Below are 12,225 nucleotides of genomic sequence, written 5' to 3' on the forward strand. Positions count from 1 at the left end.
GGCACAGAATGACTTGCAAAATGTATTTTTTGTATAATTAATTTACTGATTTTAGGTTTGTTAAAAAAAAGAAGTATATATTCTCTCTTCCTTCATAACGCCTGTATGATGTTATGAATCAGGTATTTACAAGGAAGATGGAATATAGCTCCGGGGGTACTTCTGTCTAAGAGGTGCGCTCATCTCGAACGCAAAAAGTCTTTTTTTGCTATATTTTTCGCAAATAATGTAAACGAAAGTGAATTGTCGATGAGTAAAATATTAATTTTTTATGCTTGGTATTAAGGAAAAAACGTATATTTGTAGCGGAAATATACCCGTGTGTTCGGCTGTGAGAGCGCACCTCTTAGACAGAGGTGCGCTTTTTTATTGTAAAATTTGATGTAGCAGCTTGCAAAGTATTATCTTTATCCCCTCAAATGATTTTGATATTAAAAACGTATGGAAAAGAAGATAAAATTTGCTCCTACCGTCATGTTGATTGACGCTTGCTATTTGAACAGAGTAGTGAACGATATGCGCCGGCATTTTTCGCCGATAGTAGGCCGTGAGTTGCCGCGTGCCGATCTGGCTGTCTTGCTGGAGTGCATGGCGCTGGATGCGGGAGTACAGACCGGAGAGAATGAGATTCAGTCGGTTTTTATTTATGAGTCGGGGATGGGAGAGATGGACGGATGTACACCTTCGGACCTGGACAAGGAGCTGAATAATGTGGCCTTCAAGGGAGAACTGGGTGAGGTTGCGCTTTATGCCTATCAGCCTTCGGAAATGGCTGCTCATGAGGAATTGTTCCTGGAATCGCTGCAGCTGCTGAATGAATCGAAAGAGGCTGTCCGCCTGATTGTGGTACCGGATGAAGAGGGTTATGTGGAGAAGGTATATAAAAAGGTGGCTGATATGAAGGGCAAGGAGATTACCGTGCTGGGTATGAATCCGCCCCGGAAGGACTGTGCCTGCCGGTTCGAAATGCTGGGCTTCGCTGTGCTTCAGGCGCTGGGGATTAGAGGGGAGGAGCTGGCGATTGGCAGTTGACAATTGACAGTTCATAATTGACAATTGATAATTGATAATTGACAGTTCATAATTGACAGTTCATAATTGACAATTTTCTATTGTCCATTGTTATGAGTTTTTTAGTTCTTGAGTTCTTTAGTTTGCGAACATCAACCAACTCAAAAAACTTAAGAACTCACAAACTTAAGATGAGTTTTTTAGTTCTTGAGTTTATGAGTTTGATAACATTTACCACCTTACAAACTCACAAACTTAATATGAGTTTGCGAACATCAACAAACTAAAAAACTTACAAACTCACAAACTTAATATGAGTTTGATAACACCAACAAACTAAAAAACTTACAAACTCAAAAACTTAAAAACGAAGAAATAATTTGTAATAGTTACAAAATTGTTTATTTTTGAGCACAGGTAAATTGAGTGATAAACTTTTAATACTAACTGATTATGAAAACTAGACTTTTTGTACTATTATCGTTTGTGTGGTGTTTTTCTCTGTTCGCTTTTGCGCAAGATCGGTCTTATCAGCTTTCCAGCCATATTCTGGATATTAATTCGGGATATCCGGCTGCGGGAGTAAAAATAAGTCTGTATAAACTGAATGCTGATAAAGGCTGGGTATTGGTAGATGAGAAAAAAACGGATGAAAACGGAAGAATTAAGGATTTTCTTCCGGAGGGAACGGATAATAAAGGAATCTATAAGTTGACTTATCATGTGGGACCTTATTTTAAGGAGAAGAAGCAAGATAGTTTTTATCCGTTTATCGATGTGGTTTTTGAAATAAAGGATGAGAATCATTATCATGTGCCTATTACCTTGTCGCCGTATGGGTATTCTACGTATAGAGGAAATTGATTATTAGTTTTTGAGTTTGTAAGTTTTTAAGTTTGAGTATAAGATGAGTTTTTTAGTTCTTGAGTTTATGAGTTTGCGTATGAGAACATCAACAAACTTAATATGAGTTTGAGAACACCAACAAACTCAAAAACTTACAAACTTACACCAACAAACTTACAAACTTAAAAACTCAAAAACTTATACTAAAAAACTTATCCCCCTATGTCTGATTTTCGATTAAAAGTATTTTATAGTGTAGCCAAGAATCTGAGCTTTACGAAGGCTTCGCAGGAGCTGTTTGTGAGCCAGCCGGCTATTACCAAGCATATCCGTGAACTGGAAAGCCTGTATGGAGTACGGCTGTTCGACCGGCAGGGGAACAAGATTTCGCTGACCGGAGCGGGAGAGCTGCTGCTGGAGCATTGCGAGCGGATTCTGGCGGAATACAGGAAACTGGAGTATGACATGCATCTGTTGCAGCAGGAATATGCGGGGCAGTTGCGTCTGGGAGCCAGTACGACCATTGCCCAATATGTGCTGCCGCCGGTGCTGGCACGGTTTACGGAGAAGTTCCCGAAAATGGATCTGACGCTGATGGACAGTAACTCGAGGAACATTGAGCGGGCTTTGCAGGAGCATACCATCGACTTAGGGATGGTGGAAGGGGTATTCCGACTGCCCGACCTGAAGTATGAACCTTTCCTTTGCGACGAGCTGGTGCCTGTGGTTTGTGCGGAGTCGTCGCTGGCGGTGCATGATGAGCTTTCGATGGAGGAGTTCTACCGGGTGCCGCTGGTGCTGAGAGAAAGAGGCTCGGGTACGCTGGATGCCATTGAGATGGCACTGGCGGAGCATAACCTGAAACTGTCTGCCATGAATGTGCGGCTGCACCTGGGGAGCACGGAGAGTATCAAGTCGTTTTTGAAGTACAGCAATGCGATGGGAATAGTCTCTATACAGGCTATTGAAGAGGAGCTGAAAGAGGGTATTTTCAAGGTGGTGGATGTGGACGGACTACAGGTGAAACGGCATTTCTGCTTTGTGAAACCGCAGGGACAGGAAGATTCGGCTGCCACCCATTTCATGCATTTCCTGAGGAATTATCTGAAATTTGAGTCAAAAAACAGCTGTGTGATAGGCTCTTTGTAAGTTTTTTATTATCTTCGTTTGTTTCTTAAATTTTATAGAAAAACGTAATCTCTGATTATTCAGATGAAATAGAATTTAAAGGATATAACTATGTTGGATAAAATAATGATTGAAGGATATAAGTCAATTCAAAAAATGGAATTGAAACTAAATCCTATTAATATTTTAATCGGTTCGAATGGGGTTGGAAAGACAAATTTCATTTCGTTTTTTAAATTAATCAACACTGTTTATGAGCAACGGTTACAAAATTATACAATGCAGAACCGTGCAGATTCTTTATTCTATTATGGGCTGAAAAAGACAAAAGAGATAAAAGGGTATTTGCAGTTTGCAGATAATGCTTATGAAGTTATCTTGCAATCAAGAGATAATGGGAGTCTGTTTATTTCGGAGGAGAGCAGTTATTATGCCGATCGGCCAAATACGTTTTCGAATCTTGATGAAAGCAGAATAAAGGATTCTACTGCATTTCGGGATAAATGGTTGAGAAACTATTTGAAAAGTTACAAAAATTATCATTTTCATGATACAGGAAAAGGATCTCCTCTGCGTGCAAGTGCAGATGTGAATGATAATAGAGTATTGAAAGAAGATGGAGGTAATCTTTCTGCCTATCTGTACATGTTGCAACGGGTTCATCCAAAAACATTGAAACGGATAGAGTTGGTCATTAAGTCTGTAATGCCTTATTTTGAATGTTTTGACCTGGAACCTCAGATTTTGAATAATAATAAAATAGACTTGGTATGGAATGACGCTGAAGTTCCGGATAAATATTTTTCTGTGAATCATTTGTCGGATGGAAGTATACGCTTTATTGCTTTGGCTACATTATTGATGCAACCGGAACTTCCTAAGGTTATTATTATTGATGAACCGGAACTGGGACTTCATCCGGTAGCCATCATAAAATTGGCAGGTATGATAAAATCGGCAGCTGAGCGAGGATGTCAGATTATTATTTCTACGCAATCTGTAAATCTTATTAATAATTTTAAGGCTGAAGATATTATTACTGTAGACCGGAAAGACGGACAATCGGTCTTTAACAGATTGAATACTGATGATTTAAGAAAATGGCTGGATGATTACTCGTTGGGTGAATTGTGGACTAAAAGTATAATTAAAGGGCAACCCGAAATGTTATGAAAAGACTGGTCGTAATTGTGGAAGGTGAAACAGAAGAAGGGTTTGTAAATCGTATATTGTGCCCTTACTTTTGTTCCTTGGGAATATTTAATGTGGTTCAATGTTTTAAAACAAAGCATTCAAATGGTGGAATTGCCAAATATTCCTATATAAAACAGGATATTATCAATACTATCTATGAGTCGGATGTGGTGGTGACAACCATGATTGATTTTTATCGGTTACCAAGTAATTTCCCGGGGTATAGCCAGTTGTCTCAATATGTGACTCACCAGGAGCAGGTGGATTTTCTTGAGAAGAAGATGAAGGAGGATATTGAAAATGTAAAAGAACGGAAGTTTGATAACTTTATACCGTATATTCAATTGCATGAGTTTGAAGCATTGGTATTTTCTTCTTATAATGGGATTGCTGCTTTGTTTGATGAAAATGAATTTGATGGAAAAGAGCTGGAAAGGGTTATAGGAAAGTATTCTAATCCGGAAGATATTAATAATAAACCCGATACGGCTCCATCTGTACGGCTCAAAAAGATAATACCCGGATATAATAAAGTGGTTTATGGAATAGAAATTTTGAAAGAAATCGGTATAGAAACAGTTTTATTGAAATGCCCCCGATTTAACCAATGGGTGGAAAATCTGAAAAAGGCATTAGAATAAATGGTTTTATATGGGTGTGAATAGATAAAAAAAGCGACTGTCTTAAAAGGGAAAAGTTCTCGGAGTGATAATGCTGAGTACGATTCTATTTTGAGACAGTCGCTTTTTTACGGAAAGTATTTTGGGGTATACTTGGTTTTAAGCCAATGCCGGTACCAGGTATTTGGTGAGCAGATATCCTCCGCCTAACAACCAGATGTAGAGGAAGCCTGCCAGCAGGAAGGGTTTGGCACCTGCCTGTTTGAACTTGTCGATGCTGGTATCGGTACCCAGAGCGGTCATTGCCATGGTGAGCATGAAGGTGTCGATGTATTCGATGGCACCGTTCAGCGGAATGTCTTTTACGCTTTCTACTCCCAGCAGAGACTGGAGAAGGGTATTGAGGCAGATGATTCCGATGAAGCCGAATGCAAACCAGGGAATGGTGATTTTACTTTTGCCTGAAGCCGCACCCGGTTCGTTGGTTTTGCGTTTTGCCAGTGCAAGGCTCATGATAACCAGTACGGGAGCCAGCATCATGACACGGATCATCTTGGTGATGGTGGCATTTCCGGCAATACCCAGGGCATCGGTGGGGTCCATGGCGTTTCCGGCACCGGCTACGTGGGCTACTTCGTGAAGGGTGCTTCCGGTGTAGATGGCTACCCCCATATCGCCCAGACCATCGAGAAGTCCGGCACGGTACATGACCGGATAAAGGAACATGGAGATGGTTCCGAAAATCACAACGGTAGATACGGCGATGGCAGTCTTATGACCTTCGCATTTCACTACCGGTTCGGCTCCAAGTATGGCTGCCGCACCACAGATGGCACTACCGGTGGCAGTCATCAGTGAAGTATCTTTGTCCATTTTGAGAGCACGGCCCATCCAGATACCGAAGAATATGGTGCTGGCTACGATGATTGTATCGATAACCACTGCCGGAAGACCGACTGCCGCTACTTCTGTAAGGGTAAGACGGAAACCGTAGAGTACGATACCGGCGCGAAGAATCTGTTTGGTGCAGAACTTGATACCGGGTACCCAGGTTTCGGGCAGGTGGTTGCGAAGACTGTTGGCGTACAGCATACCCAGAATGATACCGACAATAAGCGGACTGAATGACAGACTTTTTACAAACGGTATTTCAGCGATGTAGAATGCTGCGAAAGAGAATAATGCGATGAGCAGAATTCCGTGAAGAGTGTTTCCTCTGTTTCCTTTCTTAAACATGGTATAATTTTATTTGAATTGTGAATCGTTTTTCTTTTTTCCGCTGCAAAGGTAGAGGATTCTTTCCGATAAACCTATTCAAAAATATTTATCCCTTATAACTGAAAGTAATAGCGGGCTACAACTGACAGAAGAAGGATACGAAAAAAGGTACGCTCATGTCGATGAGCAGGCCGTGGAGAATGGCTACGGGGAGCATGTCGCTGCCGGAGTAGCGGGTAATCATGGGGAGTACCACGTCCATGGAGTTGACTCCGGCGGCGGAAATGGGGGCCAGCTTGCCGAAGTATTTGCACAGAAGGGGAGTGCCCAGAAGTGCCATCATCTCGCGGAAGATGTTGGAGAGCAGGGCGATGGTGCCCAACTCGGTAGCCAGCTGGAGGCCGAGGGAGGCTTCCTTGAACTGGGTGATGAGGATGGACGACAGGGAATAGTAGGCAAAGCCGCTGCCTACCGCCATGCAGTCGAACACGCTCCACTGCGAGAGCAGCAGACTGGCAAGGGCCGAAAACAGCAGGGTGCCGAGGATGGTGGCCAGCGGGATGAGCAGGAACTTGGGACGGAGCTGCGAGACAATGCTCTTGAGGTTTTTGCTGCATCCGATGCTGATGCCTACCTGAAGCATCAGGGCATAGAGGATGTAGAGGGTGAGATTGCCCTGCAACTTATCCAAAGGGAGCATATCGGCAATGCCAAGCAGGCAGCCGACGAGGAAGAAAAGGAGGACAAGGAGGCTGCCTTTCATTTTTCACCTCCTTTCGCGAAGAAGAGTTTCAGTACCATCCATGAAGCCAGGATGCTGCCGCAAGTGGCAGACACGGCAAGGATGGCTGCCTGCCAGCCGAAGGTGGCGAGGTTGCCGATAATCTGGTCGTTGGAGCCGATGGTGAGGCCTAAAATGAACAGGAGCAGCAGAATGGTGCACGAGATACTTTTCTCGGTGTGCTGCAAAAAGGATATATTTCTGAAGAGGTATCCGATAGTGACACCTGTAAGCATGGTTCCTACGATAGAAAACATAATTCTTCTGTGGATTTTAACGTGAATACTGGGGCGAATTGGCAGTTGACAGTTGACAATTGACAATTGAAAGGTTTCCGGCGGGCGGGTTGGGCCTGCCTGACTTTCACGGATAAAAGAAAGGGAGGTGCTTATTGGAAACCGCATACCCAGTGCATGAGCGTAGCGTACCGGCCGTATACCACGGGGCGGTATAACGGAACGGGTAAAAGATGATATGTAGATATTCTATGCATGGGCTTTATTGGTTTTGCGCTGCAAAGGTAGAGATATTTGTGTATATTTTCCAAATTTTTATTCATATATTTGCGAAAGATTCGGCTGACCCGCTGAATAACAGGGGACAGTGTAAGGGAAGAAGGAGAAAAAATTCTATCTTTGTGTGCTGTTTATAAAAGAGAGAAATGATAAAGAAATTAGGATGGGTGTTTGCACTGGGAATGAGTCTCTGTGTGCAGGCACAGGAGGCGGAACAGATGGCTTTGCATTCTCCGTTTGATTTTCAGCTGTTGCTGAGTGCGAACTTCGGGGAACTGAGGCCGAATCATTTTCACAACGGACTGGATTTCAAAACACAAGGGGTGGTAGGGAAGCCTATTCACTGTGTGGCAGACGGATATGTATCGAGAGTGGCTGTTTCGCACGGAGGGTATGGACAAGCTATTTATATCACGCATCCCAACGGGTTTACCTCGGTGTACGGGCATGTGATTTCGTTTATGCCGAAGGTACAGCAGTATGTACGTGAGTATCAGTACAAGAACGAGACTTTTGTGTGTAATCTGGAACCGGAACCGGGAATGTTTCCGGTGAAGGCGGGAGAGATTATTGCCATGAGCGGTAACGAAGGGGCTTCGGCCGGACCGCATCTGCATTTTGAATTGCGCCATACGGATACGCAGGAGTACATCGACCCGATGCCTTATTTCAAGGACAGACTGAAGGATACGAGGGCTCCGGTGGCGAGTCTGGTCGGTTTTTATCCGTTGCCGGGAAAAGGGGTAATCAATGGAGCCGCAAAGAAGAAACTGCTGGAAGTGGGTGCATTGAATCAGGGGGTAACCGCCTGGGGGGCTATTTATACGGGCATCAGTGCCAAGGATTATATGGACGGAACATCGAATTTCTACGGGGTGCACTCGGTGGTGCTGTATGTAGACGACAAGGAGGTGTTCCGGAGCACGACGGACCGGGTATTGCCGGACGAGAACCGGATGATTAATGGCTTTACGGATTACGAAGAGCTGATGAGAAGCCGGAGGCTGATTATGCGTTCGTATATTGCACCGGGCAACCGCTTGAGACTGCTGCAGGCGGGAGAAAGCCGCGGCGTGGTGCACATTGATGAGGAAAGGGATTACCGGTTCCGCTATGTGCTGACGGATAATTTCGGAAATACACGGACGTACCGTTTTACGGTGAAGGGACGGAAACAGGAAATTCCTCCTTACGTACCGAAGGCGAACAAGATGTTGTACTGGAACAAGACGAATGTGATACAGGAGGCGGGTATGGAACTGCTGGTACCGAAAGGAATGCTGTATGACAACGCGGAACTTCAGACTGAAGTGGTAGGCGACAGTACGGGGATCTCGTTCGACTATGTGCTGGATGCGGGAAAGACTCCGCTGCACGGGTTCTGTACGCTGTCTATCGGGGTGAGACATCTTCCGGTGAAAGATACTACGAAGTATTACATTGTGCAGAAGGCCGGAAAGTGGCGTGCCTCGATGGGGGGAACGTATGAGAACGGATGGGTGAAGGCGAAGGTGCGCAGCCTGGGACGCTTTGCCGTAGCCGTGGATACCATTGCGCCGAGGGTGACACCGGTGGCACAGCATACATGGAGGTCTACCCGGAATGTGCGCCTGAAGGTGGGCGATGCGGAAACGGGGGTAGCCGGCTACAAGGTGTATATAGACGGAAAGTTTGTATTGTCCGGCCTGAAAAAAGGTATGCTGGTGGTGATAGACAAGGAGAAGATAAAGAAGGGAGTTCCGCATAAAGCCGAGGTGATTGTGACGGATTATTGCGGGAATGAGACGAGGAAGAAGTATAGTTTTTAAGTTTTTGAGTTTCTGAGTTTGTGTATGAAGACATCAACAAACTTGCAAACTAAAAAACTTAATATGAGTTTCTTAGTTATTAAGTTTCTGAGTTTGCGTATGAGGACATCAACAAACTTAAAAACTAAAAAACTTAATATGAGTTTCTTAGTTATTAAGTTTCTGAGTTTGCGTATGAGGACATCAACAAACTTAAAAACTAAAAAACTTACAAACTTAAGATAAGTTCTTGAGTTTCTGAGTTTGATAACACCAACCAACTAAAAAACTTAAAAACTCAAAAACTTAAACAAGTACCTCGTCACCTAACTTAAAAACTAAAAAACTAATAAACTTAAAAAATATGATGAAAAGATTTCTGACAGCTGTCGTACTTCTGACGGCTTTTATCGTAAACGGTTGGGCATGTACCAACCTGATTGTCGGCAAGAAAGCTTCTGCCGACGGTTCGGTGATTGTTTCTTATTCTGCCGACTCGTATGGAATGTTCGGCTTCCTGTGCCATTATCCGGCTGCACAGCATCCGGCAGGTGCCATGAGAAGCATCTACGACTGGGATACGGGTAAGTATCTGGGACAGATTAAGGAAGCGAAACAGACTTACAACGTAATCGGGAACATGAACGAGTTTCAGGTGACAATTGCGGAAACTACTTTTGGCGGACGTCCGGAACTGGTGGATACTACCGGAGTGATGGACTACGGAAGCTTGATTTATGTGGCTTTGCAGCGTTCGCGTACTGCAAAAGAAGCAATCAAGGTGATGACCGACCTGGTGAAGGAATATGGTTACTACAGCAGCGGGGAATCGTTCTCTATTGCCGATCCGAATGAAGTTTGGATTATGGAAATGATCGGTAAGGGTCCGGGGGTGAAAGGTGCAGTGTGGGTAGCAGTGCGTATCCCTGATGACTGTATTGCAGCGCATGCCAACCAGAGCCGTATCCATAAGTTCAATATGAACGACAAGGAGAACTGTCTGTACTCTCCGGATGTAATTTCGTTTGCACGCGAAAAAGGATATTTCAATGGAGCCAACAAGGACTTCAGCTTTGCCGATGCATATTGTCCGTTGGATTTCAGCGGGCTGCGTGCGTGTGAAGCTCGTGTATGGAGCTACTACAACATGTTCAGCAAAGCAACCGGACAGGCTTATCTGTCGTATGTACAGGGGGAAAGCAGCGAACCGATGCCATTGTACGTGAAACCGGACCGTAAGATTTCGGTACGTGATATCCAGCAGGCTATGCGCGACCACTACGAAGGTACTCCGCTGGACATTACCAAAGACATGGGAGCCGGTCCGTTTAATATGCCTTACCGTCTGTCGCCGCTGACTTTCAAGGTAGACGGTGCGGAATACTTCAACGAACGTCCGATTTCGACTCAGCAGAGTGCCTTCTCGTTTGTGGCACAGATGCGTGCTTCGATGCCGGATGCCATCGGTGGTGTGCTGTGGTTTGGTCTGGACGACGCGAACATGACTGTATTTACTCCGGTATACTGCTGTACAGACCGTGTGCCGAATGTGTATGCGGAAGGTAACGGCGACTGTGTGACATTCTCATGGGATTCTGCTTTCTGGATTTACAACTGGGTAGCCGATATGATCCGTCCGCGCTACAGTCTGATGATTGAAGATATGCGCAATGTACAGAACGGTCTGGAAAATACATTCGAACAGGCACAGAGCGGAGTGGAAACTGCTGCCATGAAACTGTATAACGAAGATCCGGAGAAAGCAAAAGAATTCCTGACCAACTATACTCACATGACTGCACAGAGTGCTGTAGACAGTTGGAAGAAATTGGGTGAATTCCTGATTGTACGCTACAACGACGGAGCAATGAAGAAGATGAAAGACGGTAAGCTGATGCGTCCGGAAACAGGAAATGTGGCTCCGCTGGTACGTCCGGGATATCCGGAAGAATTCTTGCGTGAGCTGGTAAAAGCTACCGGCGACCGCTATAAAGTGAAAGAACTGAAGAAGTAAGACTTCATTTCCTGTCGGGGGGGGAGGATACCCTGACAACTGGATAAGGAAAAGGTAAGCCTTGACGTGTGTGATCTGTGTGAACGGTAGCTATACGTAGAGGCTTACCTTTTTTATGTTTCTCCATCGCTTCTAAACGATTTTCTGATTGTGCGTTCTGTACTGATGAGGAGAAACGTGATAGGTCTTACGGAAAATGAAATAAAAGTGAGCGAGACTCTCGTATCCGCACCGGCTGCTGATTTCCTTGATGGGCATGTTGGTCATGGTAAGCTGGGTGACGGCATACTCCATTCTTACTTCGTTGATGTAGGAAGTAAGTGTTTTGTGAAGGCTTTTTTTCAGTGCTCTGCCGATGTAGTCCTGACTGCGGTTGCATAGCTCGATGAAACCTTCGGTTCCTCTTATGAAGTTTTCCGGTCTTTTGAACTGTTCTATTGCATTGATGAGCCACGGGGGCATTTGTGAGTTTTCGGTAACGTGTTGCTGTTCGTTGAGAATGGTGCGGAAGATGTGCAGCATCAGACTGTCCAGCTGGAGGAAGGAGTGCTTCTTTTTCATGGCAGATTCCACCCGTGCCGTGAATCTGGAAATGCAGTCTTGGCGTAAATTGCAGTGGTAGGGCAGCTCTTTGTCTGTCCAGAAATAAGAGTCTGAATCCGGAAAGTAACGGCTCTTGTAATAATCCAGTGTGGAAGTGTAAAATGCTACATTGACAATGGTCAGGTCGCCTTTCGGAGAGGAGAAGGTATGCAGGTCGGTGGGGCGTATCATCACCACATCGTATGGTCTCAGAGCAACTGTCTTTCCGTTGATGTGATGTATACCACTTCCACTTTCTACCCAGAAAAGTTCTGCATAATCGTGTGTGTGGAAAGATAAGTCTCCCAATCCGGATATGTTTACTCTCGATAAATGAAACTGTTCGGTGCCTTTTACGAAATCTTTTAGTAAGAATTGATTGGGTGTGTATGTGTTCATTATGCAAAACTTATAAATGAAATATCGGAATAGCGTAATAATTTTACGGTGTGGAGTAATTGTATGTCCGGCAATAAGCGGGAAAACAATTTAACTTTGCAAAAGAATAAATTTTATCTTAAAGTAATGT

At 44.4% G+C, this 12,225-nt stretch carries 11 protein-coding genes; 7 read left to right on the forward strand and 4 right to left on the reverse strand.

The window, feature by feature from the left end; all coding sequences use genetic code 11:
- Positions 1–441 precede the first annotated feature (441 nt).
- The 5 genes from WKU26_RS12070 to WKU26_RS12090 all read left to right on the forward strand — a co-directional run bounded on the left by WKU26_RS12070 (position 442) and on the right by WKU26_RS12090 (position 4,820).
- Positions 442–1,032 carry a DUF6621 family protein gene (locus WKU26_RS12070; protein WP_340322209.1) on the forward strand — a complete coding sequence of 197 codons (591 nt, stop codon included), beginning with the start codon at positions 442–444 and terminating at the stop codon, positions 1,030–1,032.
- Positions 1,033–1,464: 432 nt separating this feature from the next.
- The gene (uraH, locus tag WKU26_RS12075) at positions 1,465–1,875 is read left to right on the forward strand and encodes a hydroxyisourate hydrolase (RefSeq protein WP_340322211.1); all 411 of its coding nucleotides are present in this window, start codon (positions 1,465–1,467) and stop codon (positions 1,873–1,875) included.
- 204 nt (positions 1,876–2,079) lie between these two features.
- Positions 2,080–3,006 carry a LysR substrate-binding domain-containing protein gene (locus WKU26_RS12080; protein ID WP_340322212.1) on the forward strand — a complete coding sequence of 309 codons (927 nt, stop codon included), beginning with the start codon at positions 2,080–2,082 and terminating at the stop codon, positions 3,004–3,006.
- A 90-nt stretch (positions 3,007–3,096) separates the two neighbouring features.
- Positions 3,097–4,158 (forward strand): AAA family ATPase, encoded by a 1,062-nt coding sequence (locus WKU26_RS12085; protein WP_340322213.1) that lies wholly within the window; start codon positions 3,097–3,099, stop codon positions 4,156–4,158.
- Complete coding sequence (locus WKU26_RS12090; protein ID WP_340322214.1) at positions 4,155–4,820, forward strand: DUF4276 family protein; 666 nt, start codon at positions 4,155–4,157, stop codon at positions 4,818–4,820. The genes WKU26_RS12085 and WKU26_RS12090 overlap by 4 nt, the downstream gene beginning before the upstream one ends.
- Positions 4,821–4,958: 138 nt before the next feature.
- Here the strand turns inward: WKU26_RS12090 and WKU26_RS12095 are convergent, their stop codons facing one another.
- The 3 genes from WKU26_RS12095 to WKU26_RS12105 form a co-directional block, all read right to left on the reverse strand.
- Positions 4,959–6,035 carry a YeiH family protein gene (locus WKU26_RS12095; protein ID WP_340322215.1) on the reverse strand — a complete coding sequence of 359 codons (1,077 nt, stop codon included), beginning with the start codon at positions 6,033–6,035 and terminating at the stop codon, positions 4,959–4,961.
- A 118-nt stretch (positions 6,036–6,153) separates the two neighbouring features.
- Positions 6,154–6,780 carry a lysine exporter LysO family protein gene (locus tag WKU26_RS12100; protein WP_340322216.1) on the reverse strand — a complete coding sequence of 209 codons (627 nt, stop codon included), beginning with the start codon at positions 6,778–6,780 and terminating at the stop codon, positions 6,154–6,156.
- On the reverse strand, positions 6,777–7,055 hold the full coding sequence (locus tag WKU26_RS12105; protein ID WP_340322217.1) for a LysO family transporter: 279 nt from the start codon (positions 7,053–7,055) through the stop codon (positions 6,777–6,779). The genes WKU26_RS12100 and WKU26_RS12105 overlap by 4 nt, the downstream gene beginning before the upstream one ends.
- Positions 7,056–7,459: 404 nt before the next feature.
- On the opposite strand from WKU26_RS12105, the gene WKU26_RS12110 reads away from it, so the two are divergent.
- Both WKU26_RS12110 and WKU26_RS12115 read left to right on the forward strand, forming a co-directional pair.
- A complete protein-coding gene (locus WKU26_RS12110; protein WP_340322218.1) occupies positions 7,460–9,121 on the forward strand; it encodes a M23 family metallopeptidase in 1,662 nt (553 codons plus the stop codon).
- Positions 9,122–9,464: 343 nt separating this feature from the next.
- The gene (locus WKU26_RS12115) at positions 9,465–11,114 is read left to right on the forward strand and encodes a C69 family dipeptidase (RefSeq protein WP_340322219.1); all 1,650 of its coding nucleotides are present in this window, start codon (positions 9,465–9,467) and stop codon (positions 11,112–11,114) included.
- 132 nt (positions 11,115–11,246) lie between these two features.
- On the opposite strand, the gene WKU26_RS12120 is transcribed toward WKU26_RS12115, so the two are convergent.
- Positions 11,247–12,095 carry an AraC family transcriptional regulator gene (locus WKU26_RS12120; RefSeq protein ID WP_340322220.1) on the reverse strand — a complete coding sequence of 283 codons (849 nt, stop codon included), beginning with the start codon at positions 12,093–12,095 and terminating at the stop codon, positions 11,247–11,249.
- Positions 12,096–12,225: the final 130 nt, after the last annotated feature.

This window comes from Phocaeicola sp. HCN-40430 (assembly GCF_037890285.1).
Lineage (GTDB): Bacteria > Bacteroidota > Bacteroidia > Bacteroidales > Bacteroidaceae > Phocaeicola > Phocaeicola acetigenes.